Origin of the sequence: Myxococcus sp. AB025B (genome assembly GCF_006518215.1) — a bacterium.
Lineage (GTDB): Bacteria > Myxococcota > Myxococcia > Myxococcales > Myxococcaceae > Myxococcus > Myxococcus fulvus.
On the sequence record NZ_SRLW01000741.1, the window covers coordinates 1 to 412 of the forward strand.

General features: G+C 65.8%; 1 protein-coding gene. It reads right to left on the minus strand.

What is annotated here, in order from left to right; translation table 11 throughout:
* On the minus strand, window positions 1-412 hold a 412-nt coding region (locus tag FL311_RS43755), incomplete at both ends, for an MBL fold metallo-hydrolase (RefSeq protein ID WP_194869661.1).

The following is a 412-nucleotide window of genomic DNA, read 5'->3' on the forward strand; positions in this document are numbered from 1 at the left end:
GATCTGGGTGAAGCTCTTGGTGTATCCGGTATCACCGCCGAAGTAGGCGCGATGGTTCGGCCCAACAAACGCCCACGAGGCCCACAGTGTGGTGTTGCGGCTCAGGAACCGTCCCGAGAAGTGCCGTGCCGGCACGCAGACCACGGTGAGCTCATCGACCTGAGCGCTCTGGTTCCAGTCGAGCTCAACAATGCGATCCTGCGGAACACCCCACGACCGAAGGTGGGCGCCGACCCCGAGCGGCACAAGGAACGGGGCCCGTTGCATGCCGACCAGCGCAACCACGGTGTCGATATCGAGATGGTCGTAGTGGTCGTGGCTGATGACCACGGCGTCGACGGCCGGGAGAGCTGCCAGTTGCACCGGCGGCGGATGCAGGCGCTGGGGGCCGACGACGTCGGACGGTGAGCAC